Source organism: Yinghuangia sp. YIM S10712 (assembly GCF_051388935.1).
Lineage (GTDB): Bacteria > Actinomycetota > Actinomycetes > Streptomycetales > Streptomycetaceae > Yinghuangia.
This window is the reverse complement of sequence record NZ_JBPKBI010000001.1, coordinates 43,667-56,089: the sequence shown is the minus strand read 5'-3', so window position 1 is coordinate 56,089 and position 12,423 is coordinate 43,667. Positions and strand designations below refer to the sequence as shown.

The following is a 12,423-nucleotide window of genomic DNA, read 5'->3' as shown; positions in this document are numbered from 1 at the left end:
AAGCTCGTACTCGGTCGTACTCGCGAGGTCCTGCAACGCCGCGAGGTGCGGTGTCCGGGCGGCGAGAACCGGTGAACGTTTGTGGCCACCGCACTAGGGGCGTCCGGCGCCTTCCGCCGCTGCCGCCCCTGTCCCGGGTTTTCCGCCGCCGCCTCGCGCGCGTGAACGGACGAGTCTGCCGCCGAGCGACCTTGCGTACAGCAGGAACGCCGTGGGCAGGAAAATCAGGTCGCCGAGTGCCATCGACGCCGAGAACGCCGGCAGGCCCAGCAGCACGGCGATGCCCATGTGCATCGCGACCATGATCGCGATGACGACGTACTTGACACGCTTGGCGAACACCAGGAAGACGAAGCCGACCTGGCTGAACACCGTGAGGTACGCGAGGGCCGTCGCGGCGACGGGGCCGCCGTCGGCGAGGTCCGACAGCCACGGCCACGGCTGGAAGTACTCGATGTTGAGCGCGTAGTGCAAGGCGGTGCCGTTCTGCCACGTCTCGCCCTGGACCTTGAGCATCCCGGCCGCCGCGTAGACGACGCACACCTGTGCGGCGATGACGAACAGCGCGCAGTGGTGTGCCGCGGCGACCACCGCGGCGCGCAGTTGTTCCAGTTCGCGCGGCAGGCGCCACATCCCGGTCAACACCAGCGCGGCACCGAGCAGCGACAGCCACCACGGCAGCACGAGCCCGACCGCGACCGCCGCGACGAGCGCGACGAACACGCCGCCCTCCTGGCCCGGTCCGGGTGAGCGCGACCCGCCCGTACGACGCAGCCGGCGGGCGTCCAGCGACCACACGCGCCCGCAGGCCGTGAACATCAGGTAGAAGCTCATCAGCGTGAGCACGGTGTCGCCGCCGTCGGTCATCAGCAGCGAACGGCTGTTGAACGACACGACCATGAGGCAGAACAGCACGCTCATCGCACGCGTGTGCCAACCGAGCACGAACAAGGCCGTCACCGCGATGGCGAGCACGTACATCAGCTCGAACCACCAGCGGTCGTCACGGACCAACAGGACGCTGAATCCGTCGATGCCGCTCAGCAGGCGCCGTGCCATGTCGTTGGACCACGGCGACTCGTCGCCCCAGATCTCCCGGCGGTTCAGGAACTCCCGCACCAACGAGGCGAGGAAGACCGCGCCGAAGCCGATCCGCAGCAGCGCCGCCTGGTAGGTGCCGCGCGGACGGCCGCTCAGCCGCGCGAAGAACGCGACCACCGCTTCGGCGATGCGGATGTCGAGGGGCGGTCGGGCGGGAGCGTCGGCCGGCTTGGACCCGGTTCGCGCGACCTGGCGCGGGACCTCGGGCATCGGCGCGGGTCTCGGTGCGAAGTCCGGTGCCGATTCGGGCGTGGATTCGGGCGTGGAATCAACGGAAGTCATCGGGCCTCGTCTCCCACCAGCCGAGTTCGCGCGTTGTCGGCTCCGACGGCACGGCATCGGGCGCGCCGATGGGCGCGAACACCGCGCGTAGTTGCACCGCGACTATTCCGTCCGCGCGGCCCTCGGCCTGCATGCGCTTGACGACGATGCGGCGCAGATACTCCTCGGCAAGGTCCGCCCGGTCGGTCGTGCGGCTGCCGTCGTCGTCGTGCGAGCTGTCGTAGAACTCCCAGGCCCGGCGCAGCAGGTTCTGGTCCGCCTTGCTCGGGAACGGGTTGCCGCGGATGTGTGCGACGTCGTCGCCGGTCAGGTCGGCCCACGGCGACGTGGTCACGGTGCCGTCCGCCGCGCGGTATTGGACCCGCGCGTTGACCCGGATGTTGGTGTTGAGCGGGTCGGGGGCGAACAGGTGCCAGTTCTGCTCGAAGACCGGGTAGACCCATTCCCGGGTCTGCTCCTGGTACTTGAGCGACGCCTGGTTCTCCGGCGCGACGTGCAGGAAGACGAACAGCAGGTGGAACGCGACCCCCGCGATCAGCAGCACCGACACCGCGGCGGCGGCCATCTGCACGCGCGGCGAACGCGCGTCGGGGTCCTCCGGGTCGAAGGCGTCCGCCGGTGGCGGCGAGCCCTCGGCACCTTCGGCGAGTTCGGCGGCTTCAGCAACTTCGGTAGCCGGGCTGTCCTGCGCGGGCATGGCCCTCCCCGATCATTGACGGCAGCCGCACGCTACCTGCTCCGTGCGGCAAACGGAGGTGCAATCGGACGGACTTCCCCCGACCTGGTCGGCACCGTGCGGCATCCGCGTGACGCGGCCCTCCCCCGCCGGTGTCCAAGGCGTGAACGGCGTCGCACACACCGCATCAGACGTCGAGCTCCCCTTCGCGCCCGTGTGCCGCGTAGACCGCGAGCAGGGCGATGCGGTCGCCCGCCGTGAACTCCCGGTACGCCGCGCCACATTCCGGTCGCCACCACATCGGCCCGGTGGTGCGGAACCCCTCGCGCCGCAGCCCGACCCGATCGACCTTGTTGGTGGCGGTGACCGGGACGCGGTCGGCGATGCGAACGAATCGCGGTGCCATCTTGGTGCCGAGATCGTCCTGGGCGGCGAGGAATGCGTCGAAGGCGTCCGGGGCGAAGCCGGCGCCCGCGCGCAATTGCAGCGCGGCCATCACCTGGTCGCCGGCGACGGGGTCGGGGACGGCGTACACCACGGCGGTCTCGACGGGCGCGAAGCGCGCGAGGATGTCCTCGATCGTCGCGACCGACAGATTCTCGGAGTCGACGCGCAGCTTGTCGTCCGCGCGCGCGGCGAAGTACAAGTAGCCCGCCTTGTCGCGGTAGAACCAATCCCCGGTCCAGTAGCGCCCGTCGCGTGTACGGACGTGGTCGGCGTCGGCGTTGCGCCAATAGCCCTCGAATCCGCTGGGGCCGAAGTTGACGAGTTCGCCGATCGCCTCGTCGCCGTTGAGGAGCCGCCCGGCATCGTCGAACACCGCTCGCGGGCACTCCTCGCCGGTTTCCGGGTCGAGCAGCGCGGCGTCGTCGGGACACGGGCCCACGGCCCGGTCGGGGGTTCCGGGACTCCGGTTGACGCTCATGCCGCCTTCGGAACTTCCGTACCCCTCCGTCAACTTCACCCCGAAGCGCTTCTCGAAGCGGCGCATGTCCACGCTGCCCGCCTCGGTGCCGAAGGCGTCGCGGAGCGGGTTGTCGGCGTCGTCGGGGCGCTCGGGGGTGGCCAGGATGTAGGAGATCGCCCGGCCGACGTAGGTGAAGTAGGTGGCGCCGAAACGGCGTACGTCGTCGAGGAACCCGGACGCGGAGAACCTCCGTCGCAGCGCCACCGCGCCCCTCGCGCGCAAGGCCGGCGCCCAGTTCGCCATCAGCGCGTTGCCGTGGAACATCGGCATGCAGAGGTAGTGGACGCCGTCGCGGTCGAAGCCGAACTGCCGGGTGAGCGCGGTGCCGGCCCCGGCGAGGCGCCCCTGCGAGCAGATGACGCCCTTGGGGGCACCGGTCGAGCCCGAGGTGAACACGATGAGCAGGCGCGTGGCCGGATCGGGTCCGGTGCCGGGCAGGGCCGCGTCGCGGTAGGGCGCGAGGGTTTCGTCGTACGCCGGGTCGTCGACGACGAGCACGCGCTCGGCGGGTATGCCGAGGTCCAGCCCTTCCAACAGCGGCCGGTGCGCGCGCTCGGTGACCAGCATCGAGCAGTCGGCGTGCGTGATGTCGCGGGCCAGGTCGGCGCCGCGCCGTGTGGAGTTGACGCCGACGAGCGTCGCTCCGGCGAGTGCGGCGCCTTCGAGCCACATGGGGAACTCGGGCACATTGTCGAGCAGGACGCCCACATGCGGCGCGGCACCGGCCGGGAGGCGGTCGGCCAGCAGGGCGGCACGCGCGGCAGCGGCACGGGCGATCCGGTCGTGTGTCCACGTCCGGCCCTCGGCCATCAGCCCGGTGCGGTGGTCGCCCACCTGGGCGTGGACGAGTTCGGCGACCGTCACCATTACGGCACCCCCGCAAGGTTTCTGATCCTCCGTCAGACACTGCTGCCCATGATTGACTTTGTCAACCGATACGCCGTCGACGCGCGGTCCGCGCGCAGAGCAGAGGAAGTGCGCACATGGGTCCGGAACCCCACGCGTCGACACCACCGACCGCAACGGCCTCGGTCGCCGAGATGTTCGGTGCGGTCGTACCGGCGATCGACGCGTTGCCGCCCGAGGCGACCGTGGTGTTCGTGGGGGTCCGGAACGCCGAGGCGGACACCGAAGCACCCGGCTGAGCCGCGCCGGGGACACGGCCCGGCGCGGCTCGAAGAAACGGGCTTCGCTCAGGCCACGAAGGGGTCCGCACCCGACTCGGAGACCATCGGACGGCCGGCGGACTCCCAGGCGAGCATGCCGCCGTCGATGTTGACGACGTCCCAACCGTGCGCGTCGAGATACTGCGTGACCTGTCCTGAGCGTCCGCCGACGCGGCACATCACGTACACGCGCTGGTCCTTGGGGACCTCGTCGACCCGGCCGATCAGCGTGCCCATCGGGATGTGCACGGCACCCTCGACGTGGCCGGCCTGCCACTCGTCGTCCTCTCGGACATCGAGCACGTAGGCGTCGGCGGGGACCTCGGCGGCGGTGACGGCCGGGGGCGTCTGGGGCATGGGAACTCCGTGGCGTCGGATCGATTCGGATCGAGGGGTATGCGGATGTCGCGGTGCGCTCGGCGCACGCACGTGTGTCGCGACGAGCGCGGTTGTGCACCACACGCAGGCGCCGGGGCGCGCGCTCCGCGTCAAGAGCCATTGTGCGGGACGCCCGCCGACCCTTACGCCAGCAGCCCCGCAAGCTCCTTCTCGCGCTCGTCGATCCGGGAGAGAAGCTGCTCGGCCAGGTGCTCCAGCAGCCCGTCCGGGTCGTCGGGGGCCAGCGCGAGCAACTGCCCCATCGGGCCGGCCATCAGCGCGCTCCGCTCGGCCTCAAGCTGTGCGTGACGTGCCGTCAGCAGCGCGAGGCGGGTACGCAGCCACTCCAGTCGGTCCGGCGCCTCCACCACCCGCTCCGGCCCGCCCGCGGCCCACTCCTCGTCGAGCGCCATCAGCCCCGCCACGTCACCGGCCGAGTACGCCGAGTTCACGCGCGCGATGAAGTCCCCGCGGCGCTCCTTCTCCGCCGCGTCCTGCGCGAGGTCGGGGTGTGCGCGGCGGGCCAGCTCGCGGTACAGGCGGCGGGCCTCGTCGCTGGGCTTGACCCGGCGCACCTCGGTCTCCGGGGCGGCGGGGGCGCCCGCGGCCGTGCCGGCGGTGAAGGCGTCCATCAGGTCGTCGAGGTCGGGCATCGGCGTCACGACCGCCCGGGCCTCCAGGGCCCTGCGGATGTCGTCCGCGTCGCCGCTGCGGGCCGCGACGGCCTCCGCGACGAGCGCGTCCAACTCGTCGAGCCGCTCGTACAACGGCCCGAGGCGGCGGTGGTGCACGAGCGCGAGATTGTCCAGTTCGACACGCAACGTGGCGACGTCGACCTCGGCGTCCAGCAATCCCGCCTCGACTGTGGTGACCTGCGCCTCCAGGGCCGCCACCTGCGGATCCGACCAGATCGCCGGTGCGTTGCCCTCGTCCATCTCTGCCCTCTTCCGGTCGCGAACACGGCCCTGCGGCACGGCGGTCGGCATCCCGGGCACTGACCCGTCGGATGTCGAGAAGATCAAATCCCGCACAACAGCCCACGCCAGCCTAAGTGTTAGGGCAGCATGGTCAGGCCGTCCCTGGCCAGTCGATCCAACCAAGCAGTTGGCTAGAGGGGATAAGATCCAGCCATGCCGCCCGACACCGCACGAACCCGAGCCAAACTTCTCGACGCCGCCCGAGCGGAGTTTGCCGAACACGGCATCGCCGGTGCCCGCGTCGACCGCATCGCCCTGCGCGCCGGGGTGAACAAGGAGCGCATTTATGCGTACTTCGGCAACAAGGAGCAGCTTTTCCAGCACGTCCTGAGCGAGTCGCTTCAGGAGCTGACCGCAGTCGTCACGATGCCGAGTGACGACCCGGCCGAATATGTCGCGCAGGTCTACGACTTCTACTGCGCACGCCCCGAGTTGCTGCGGCTCCTGCTGTGGGAGGCGCTGTACTACGGGAACGAGCCCATCCCCGACGAGGACCGGCGGGCCACCAGCTACGCCGTGAAGCTGCAGGAGTTCGCCGAACACCTCGGCGTGCAGCCCTCCCCCGAGGTGGCGCAGCTCCTCTTCTCGCTCATCGGCATCGCCGCGTGGCAGTCCACGATGCCCCAGATGGCACGGATCATCCTGGGCGGCGAAACCGACTCCGAACAGGCCAAGGCGCGCCGCCGCGAACACCTGGTCGAGTTCACCCGGCAGTCCATAGCCTCGGCGAAACAGGCCTGAACGGGCTTTTCGGACTGATCGGCAGCACGACGGCACGACACCGACGGCCGGTTCCGGCACCTCCGTAGAAGGCACCGGCCGTCAGGACCAACCAGGGATGCAGTACAGGATCGACCTCACCGCCGACATCGACGAGGGCTTCGGGCAGTGGCACCTCGGCGACGCGGCGCCGGCGGACACCTCCGCCGGCGCAATCGTCGTACGCGGGTGCCATACGGGGGATACCTCGTCGGTACGGCGGACCACGGCACAGCGGTGGCCGGACGACGCGCCTCGGCGTGCGCGCCGGCCGCCCCGGCCCGTCCGGCCCGGTCGGCGCGCTCGACTCCGCGCCGCCCGGGCCGGACGCCTTTTCGTTTGCGGTTCGACATCTGGAGGACAGGTGACCACCGGTCGGCGCTGGCAGTTCTGGGTGGACCGCGGCGGCACCTTCACCGACATCGTCGCGCGGCGGCCCGACGGGCGCCTGGTCACCCACAAACTGCTGTCCGAAAACCCCGCCCGCTACCGCGACGCGGCGGTCGCCGGGATCCGCGAGCTGCTCGGGCTGGGCGACGGCGAGCCGGTCACCCCCGAACTGGTCGAGCAAGTGCGCATGGGCACCACCGTCGCCACGAACGCACTTCTGGAGCGCAAGGGCGAGCGCACTGCGCTGGTGATCACGGAGGGATTCCGCGACGCGCTGCGAATCGGCTACCAGAACCGCCCGAGGATCTTCGACCGGCACATCGTGCTGCCCGAGGCGCTGTACGAGCGTGTCATCGAGGTCGACGAGCGACTGGCCGCCGACGGCACCGTGCTGCGCGAGCCGGACCTCGGCGACGGGAGCCCGCCGGCCGTCGCGCTGCGGCAGGCGTACGACGCCGGAATCCGTGCGGTCGCGGTGGTCTGCCTGCACAGCTACGTCAGCCCGGCCCACGAGAGAGCGATCGGCGCCCTCGCCCGGGCGATCGGCTTCCCGCAGGTCTCGCTCTCCAGCGACGTCAGCCCGCTCATGAAGATCGTGCCGCGCGGCGACACGACCGTGGTCGACTCCTATCTCTCGCCGGTTCTGCGGCGCTATGTCTCCCAGGTCGCCGAGCAACTGCCGGGCGTGCGGCTGATGTTCATGCAGTCCAACGGCGGCCTCGCCGAGGCCGGGTACTTCCGGGGCAAGGACGCCGTGCTGTCCGGACCGGCCGGCGGCATCGTCGGCATGGCACGCATGTCGGAACTCGCCGGGTTCGACAAGGTCATCGGCTTCGACATGGGCGGAACTTCAACCGATGTGTCGCATTATGTGGGCGAATACGAGCGGGTCTTCCACACCCTCGTCGCCGGAGTGCGCCTGCGCGCCCCGATGCTCGCCATCGACACCGTGGCGGCGGGTGGGGGATCGATCCTTCGCTTCGACGGGGGACGCTACCGCGTCGGGCCCGAGTCGGCCGGCGCCGATCCCGGCCCCGCCTGCTACCGCAACGGCGGGCCGCTGACCGTCACCGACGCCAACGTGATGCTCGGCCGCGTCCAGCCCGCGCACTTCCCACACGTGTTCGGCCCCGAAGGAGACCAGCCGCTCGACCGTGCCGAAGTCCGGCGGCTGTTCACCGACCTGGCCGCCGAGATCCGCGCGGCGACCGGCGACGACCGTACGCCCGAGGAGGTCGCCGAGGGATTCCTCCGGGTCGCGGTGGCGAACACCGCCGCCGCCGTCAAGCGCATCTCGGTCGAGAAGGGCCACGACGTCAGCGAGTACGCGCTCACCACCTTCGGCGGCGCGGGCGGCCAGCACGCGTGCGCCCTCGCCGACTCCCTGGGCATCCGGACCGTGCTCGTGCCGCCGATGGCCGGCGTACTGTCCGCGTTGGGCATCGGCCTCGCCGACACCACCGCGATGCGCGAGCACTCCGTCGAGGCCCCGCTGACCACCGCGTCCATGCCCGCGGCCCTCGCCACCGCCGACGCGCTGGAGGCCGAGGCCCGCGGCGAACTCCTCGACGAGGGCGTGCCCGAGGAGATGATCCGGATCACCCGCAGGGCACACCTGCGGTACGACGGCACCGACACCGCCCTCGCCGTCGACCTCGCGCCCCCGGAGGCCATGACCCCCGCGTTCGAGGGCCTCCACCGCCGCATGTACTCGTTCCTGATGGACCGCCGGCTGATCCTGGAATCGGTCTCCGTCGAGGCGACCGGCCTGACCGAACGCCCCGATTTGCGCGACCTGCGCGAGGACTCCGACACGTCGGCGAAGCCGACCCGCGTCCGCACGTACACCCGCGGCGCCTGGCGGGACACGCCGCTGCACCGGCGCGAGGCCATGGCCCCGGACGAAACCGTCACCGGCCCGGCGATCATCGCCGAGGCCAACTCGACCACCGTCGTCGACGACGGCTGGCGGGCGACCCTCGCCCGGGACGGGCACCTGCGGATCGAACGCGTCTCCGCCCCGGCCGAGACCGCGGCCGGCACGGAAGCCGACCCCGTCCTCCTGGAGATCTTCAACAACCTGTTCATGTCGATCGCCGAACAGATGGGCGTGGCCCTGGAGTCCACCGCGCAATCCGTCAACATCCGCGAACGGCTCGACTTCTCCTGCGCCCTGTTCGACCCCGACGGCAACCTCATCGCCAACGCCCCGCACATCCCCGTGCACCTCGGCTCGATGGGCAAGGCCGTGGGGGAGGTGATCCGCCGCCGCCCCGCCATGAAGCGCGGCGACGTGTACGCGGTCAACGACCCCTTCCACGGCGGCACCCACCTGCCCGACATCACCGTGATCACCCCGGTGTTCGACGCGGACCACGCGCGGGAGGACGCCCGCATCCTGTTCTTCGTCGCCGCACGCGGACACCACGCGGAGATCGGCGGGCGCACGCCCGGCTCGATGCCGGCCGACAGCCGGGACATCCGGGAGGAAGGCGTCCTGCTCGACAACTGGCTGCTGGTGGACGGCGGCCGGCTGCGCGAGGAGGAGACGCTGCGCCTGCTGGCGGACGCCCCGTACCCGTCCCGCAACCCGGAGGCCAACCTCGCGGACCTGCGCGCCCAGATCGCCGCGAACGCCAAGGGCGTGGAGGAAGTCGGCCGCATGATCGACCACTTCGGACTCGACGTGGTGCAGGCCTACATGAAGCACGTCCAGGACAACGCCGAGGAAGCCGTGCGCCGCGTCATCGACGGCCTCGACGACGGTGCGTACCGCTACGAGACCGACTCGGGCGCCGTCATCGCCGTACGCGTCACCGTCGACCGCACGCACCGCTCGGCGACGATCGACTTCACCGGCACGTCGGCGCAGCTCGGCACCAACCTCAACGCACCGTCGTCGGTGGTCACCGCCGCGGTCCTGTACGTGTTCCGCACGCTGGTGGCCGACGACATCCCCCTCAACGAAGGCTGCCTGCGCCCCCTCCACATCGTCGTGCCGCCGGCGTCGATGCTCGCGCCGGAGTTCCCCGCGGCCGTCGTCGGCGGAAACGTCGAGACCTCGCAGGCGGTCACCGGCGCGCTCTACGCAGCGATGGGCGTCCAGGCCGAGGGCGCCGGCACGATGAACAACGTCACCTTCGGCAACGAGCGCCACCAGTACTACGAGACCGTCGGCTCCGGCGCGGGCGCGGGCGACGGCTTCGACGGCGCCTCGGTCGTGCAGACGCACATGACCAACTCGCGCCTGACCGACCCGGAGGTGTTGGAACACCGGTTCCCGGTGCTGCTGGAGGAGTTCGCGATCCGGCACGGCAGCGGCGGTGCGGGGCGGTCGCGCGGCGGAAACGGCGCGGTTCGCCGCATCCGCTTCCTGGAGCCGATGACCGTCAGCGTGCTGTCCCAAAACCGCCGGGTCCCGCCCTACGGCATGGCGGGCGGGAGCCCCGGCGCCATCGGGCGCAACCGAATCCGCCGCGCGGACGGCTCCGTGGTCCCGCTCGCCGGCTGCGACGTGGCCCCGGTCGACCAGGGCGACACCCTGGAGATCGAGACCCCGGGCGGCGGCGGATACGGCACCCCGTGAGCCGTCGGGCCGGTCAGACGCCCGTTTCGGCAGGCAGACGCCCGGCCTTCACCGCCCCGACGAGCTCCTCGTGGTCGCGTTCGGTCTGATCCGCGTACGCGACCGCGAAGGCCGCGATCGCCGCGTCCAGCTTCTCGCTCTTGCCGCAGTAACCGGCCAGCAGCTTGGGGTCCACCGAGTGGCTGTGCGCGCGGGCCAGCAGAGCGCCCGTCATGCGCGCGTAGTCGTCCAATTGTTCCGCGGGCAGCGTGCTCGCGTCGATGCTGCCCTTCTTGTTGCGGAACTGTCGGACCATGAAAGGACGTCCGTCAACCGTCGTCCATCCCAGCAGGGTGTCGGTCACCGCCTGCATGATCTTCTGCCCGATGACGATCCGGCGGCCTTCGTGCTCCTCGTCGGCAAGCCCCAGCGCGGGTGCGAGCGCCGACCTTCGCGCTTCCTTCACCTGAAGCACCAGCGGCTCGTCCCCGCTGCCCTCCAGCATCACCACGTACGCGCGCAGCCCCACGCTCCCGGTCCCGACCACCCGAAACGCGACGTCTTCCACTGCGAACCGCTCGAACATCGGCCGTCGCTCCGGGGACAGCGTCCCCACATACCCGGCGAGCGACTGCGCCACCGCCTCGGCCGTCGCGTCGTCGACCAATGTCAGCACCGGCGGCTCCGGTACGAACCTCCGCCGTCCGTCGGCAAGTTCGACCGTCGCACGGGAAGCGAACCGGGCACTGGTGTTCTTGTGGGCCTTCGCCGAGACGCGCTCCAGGACACCCGAGAGGTCGTGCGCCTCCGCGTGCCACACCAACGACTCGTCCGCGATCGCCTGCCACGCCTCAAGCACCGGCATCCCGGCCAGCAGCACCAAGGTCTTCCGGTACGCCTCCGCGGCATCCCGCGCGGCGGCCCGGCACAGTTCCTCCCCGGCACCCCCAACCCGCCCGGCGACCACCAAGCTCGCCGCAAGCCGCTTGAGATCCCACTCCCACGGTCCCCGAACCGTCTCGTCGAAGTCGTTCACGTCCATGACAAGACGTCCGTCGCTCGCGCCGAACAGCCCGAAGTTCCCCGCATGCGCGTCACCGCAGATCTGCGCGTGCACCCCGGTCACCGGAGTGTTCGCGAGATCGGCCGCCATCAGCCCCGCAGAGCCCCGCAGAAACGCGAACGGCGTCGCCACCATCCGGCCGATCCGCAGCGGCACCAGCTCGGGCAACCGCCCCTCATTGGCCTGCTCGACCACGTCGAGCACCGCCGGCCGGTCGTCCCCCGGCACGAAGCGGTCATGATCGGCCCTCGACAAGCCCTTCCGGAGCGCCTTGCCCACCTCACGGGCCTTCGCCGCTCCCCGCGCCCGAAACCCGGGAACCGCGAAGTCCCGCCCCTCCAGGTCCTCTTCATCCCGCATGCCGGCGAACGCCATCCCACAACCTCCGAGTTCCCCACCCACAGCGACCCCCCGAACCTCCCGAAACTACCGCCACCCCGCCGGCTCCTCGACCAGCACACCGCAAAGAAACCGGCGGCCCCCACGCCGTGCCCGCACCGGAAAACGACGATCGACGGGCCACCCGCACCAAAACACGGAAAGCGGTGTCCGCCTGATCGACCGCACGTCTGTCAGGCGGACACCGCTCCAGCGTTCCGACGAGCCGTCTACTCGACGACGAGCTCGACGGGGATGTTGCCGCGCGTGGCGTTGGAGTACGGGCAGACCTGGTGCGTCGCGTCAAGCAGCGCCCGCCCCGCCTCGCCGGACAGGTGGTCCGGAAGCTCGACGCGCAGGGTGACGGCAAGCGTGAAGCCCCCTTGGCCGTTCGCGTTCAGCGACACCTCCGCCGTGACCGACGCGTCCCCCGCATCGACGTTCTGCTGCTTTGCCACCAACCGCATCGCACTCGCGAAGCACGCCGCGTAGCCGGCCGCGAAGAGCTGCTCCGGATTGGTCCCGACACCGTCGCCGCCCAGCTCCTTCTGCATGCCGAGCTTGACGTCGAGTTGACCGTCGGAGCTGACCGCGCGCTGGTCCCGGCCGGACGAAGTCGCGACAGCGGTGTAAAGGCTCATGAGGTGCCCCTTCTCGCATAGACAGACAGACCTGTCTGTCTGAATGGCAGCAGGCTAGACAGGTCTGTCTGGTACCGTCA

10 protein-coding genes are annotated in these 12,423 nt (G+C 70.8%); 3 read left to right on the top strand and 7 right to left on the bottom strand.

Features of this window, described 5'->3' with window-relative positions; genetic code table 11:
* Positions 1-93: 93 nt before the first annotated feature.
* The 3 genes from ACRX5W_RS00305 to ACRX5W_RS00295 all read right to left on the bottom strand — a co-directional run bounded on the left by ACRX5W_RS00305 (position 94) and on the right by ACRX5W_RS00295 (position 3,893).
* Entirely contained in the window at positions 94-1,383 is a 1,290-nt protein-coding gene (locus ACRX5W_RS00305; protein ID WP_436785820.1) for an HTTM domain-containing protein, read from the bottom strand.
* Complete coding sequence (locus ACRX5W_RS00300; RefSeq protein WP_436785819.1) at positions 1,370-2,080, bottom strand: DUF5819 family protein; 711 nt, start codon at positions 2,078-2,080, stop codon at positions 1,370-1,372. Before ACRX5W_RS00300 ends, ACRX5W_RS00305 begins: the two co-directional genes overlap by 14 nt.
* Positions 2,081-2,246: 166 nt before the next feature.
* Entirely contained in the window at positions 2,247-3,893 is a 1,647-nt protein-coding gene (locus ACRX5W_RS00295; protein ID WP_436785818.1) for an AMP-binding protein, read from the bottom strand.
* Positions 3,894-4,009: 116 nt separating this feature from the next.
* On the opposite strand from ACRX5W_RS00295, the gene ACRX5W_RS00290 reads away from it, so the two are divergent.
* On the top strand, positions 4,010-4,171 hold the full coding sequence (locus ACRX5W_RS00290; RefSeq protein ID WP_436785817.1) for a hypothetical protein: 162 nt from the start codon (positions 4,010-4,012) through the stop codon (positions 4,169-4,171).
* Positions 4,172-4,219: 48 nt separating this feature from the next.
* Here ACRX5W_RS00290 and ACRX5W_RS00285 read toward each other — a convergent pair whose 3' ends face one another.
* Together ACRX5W_RS00285 and ACRX5W_RS00280 are read right to left on the bottom strand one after the other, a co-directional pair.
* Positions 4,220-4,549 (bottom strand): rhodanese-like domain-containing protein, encoded by a 330-nt coding sequence (locus ACRX5W_RS00285; protein WP_436785816.1) that lies wholly within the window; start codon positions 4,547-4,549, stop codon positions 4,220-4,222.
* Positions 4,550-4,713: 164 nt separating this feature from the next.
* Positions 4,714-5,505 carry a hypothetical protein gene (locus ACRX5W_RS00280; RefSeq protein WP_436785815.1) on the bottom strand — a complete coding sequence of 264 codons (792 nt, stop codon included), beginning with the start codon at positions 5,503-5,505 and terminating at the stop codon, positions 4,714-4,716.
* A 195-nt stretch (positions 5,506-5,700) separates the two neighbouring features.
* Here ACRX5W_RS00280 and ACRX5W_RS00275 point away from each other — a divergent pair, with 195 nt between their 5' ends.
* Together ACRX5W_RS00275 and ACRX5W_RS00270 are read left to right on the top strand one after the other, a co-directional pair.
* Positions 5,701-6,288, top strand: a complete 588-nt coding sequence (locus ACRX5W_RS00275) for a TetR/AcrR family transcriptional regulator (protein ID WP_436785814.1) — start codon at positions 5,701-5,703, stop codon at positions 6,286-6,288.
* Between the two features lie 382 nt (positions 6,289-6,670).
* Positions 6,671-10,282, top strand: a complete 3,612-nt coding sequence (locus ACRX5W_RS00270) for a hydantoinase B/oxoprolinase family protein (RefSeq protein ID WP_436785813.1) — start codon at positions 6,671-6,673, stop codon at positions 10,280-10,282.
* A gap of 13 nt (positions 10,283-10,295) precedes the next feature.
* On the opposite strand, the gene ACRX5W_RS00265 is transcribed toward ACRX5W_RS00270, so the two are convergent.
* Positions 10,296-11,699, bottom strand: a complete 1,404-nt coding sequence (locus ACRX5W_RS00265) for a DUF2252 domain-containing protein (RefSeq protein WP_436785812.1) — start codon at positions 11,697-11,699, stop codon at positions 10,296-10,298.
* Positions 11,700-11,932: 233 nt separating this feature from the next.
* A complete protein-coding gene (locus tag ACRX5W_RS00260) occupies positions 11,933-12,343 on the bottom strand; it encodes an organic hydroperoxide resistance protein (RefSeq protein ID WP_436785811.1) in 411 nt (136 codons plus the stop codon).
* Between the last annotated feature and the right edge of the window lie 80 nt (positions 12,344-12,423).

Excerpts from the sequence above, each read along its gene's own strand:
- ACRX5W_RS00295 (WP_436785818.1), bottom strand. The coding sequence starts at position 3,893 with ATGGTGACGGTCGCCGAACTCGTCCACGCCCAGGTGGGCGACCACCGC.
- ACRX5W_RS00300 (WP_436785819.1), bottom strand. The coding sequence starts at position 2,080 with ATGCCCGCGCAGGACAGCCCGGCTACCGAAGTTGCTGAAGCCGCCGAA.
- ACRX5W_RS00290 (WP_436785817.1), top strand. The coding sequence starts at position 4,010 with ATGGGTCCGGAACCCCACGCGTCGACACCACCGACCGCAACGGCCTCG.
- ACRX5W_RS00260 (WP_436785811.1), bottom strand. The coding sequence starts at position 12,343 with ATGAGCCTTTACACCGCTGTCGCGACTTCGTCCGGCCGGGACCAGCGC.
- ACRX5W_RS00285 (WP_436785816.1), bottom strand. The coding sequence starts at position 4,549 with ATGCCCCAGACGCCCCCGGCCGTCACCGCCGCCGAGGTCCCCGCCGAC.
- ACRX5W_RS00305 (WP_436785820.1), bottom strand. The coding sequence starts at position 1,383 with ATGACTTCCGTTGATTCCACGCCCGAATCCACGCCCGAATCGGCACCG.
- ACRX5W_RS00265 (WP_436785812.1), bottom strand. The coding sequence starts at position 11,699 with ATGGCGTTCGCCGGCATGCGGGATGAAGAGGACCTGGAGGGGCGGGAC.
- ACRX5W_RS00275 (WP_436785814.1), top strand. The coding sequence starts at position 5,701 with ATGCCGCCCGACACCGCACGAACCCGAGCCAAACTTCTCGACGCCGCC.
- ACRX5W_RS00280 (WP_436785815.1), bottom strand. The coding sequence starts at position 5,505 with ATGGACGAGGGCAACGCACCGGCGATCTGGTCGGATCCGCAGGTGGCG.